Annotated in this window: 1 protein-coding gene; it reads left to right on the top strand. The window is 39.3% G+C overall.

The window, feature by feature from the left end:
• A partial coding sequence (locus ACRHOC_RS15915) for a hypothetical protein (protein WP_431159527.1) occupies positions 1-211 on the top strand: 211 nt, incomplete at both ends.

Here is a 211-nt window from a genome sequence, read left to right as displayed (position 1 = left end):
GAAATGCAGTAAATGGTGGTGCCATTCAGATTGCAGGCACAACAGATACTACAGCGGAAATCTGTGTAGGCGAGGGAACTGATGATTTAATTAGTGTAGAATTTGTAGATAGCAATGTTTTATCTGGAGATAGTTTTACATGGGTAATTACAGATCAGGCTACAAACGATATATTAGGTACACCAGCTTCAGGACCTTTTAACCTTGAAGG

The organism is Winogradskyella poriferorum (genome assembly GCF_050618035.1).
GTDB lineage: Bacteria > Bacteroidota > Bacteroidia > Flavobacteriales > Flavobacteriaceae > Winogradskyella > Winogradskyella poriferorum_A.
This window is presented reverse-complemented; position numbering and strand designations above follow the sequence as displayed.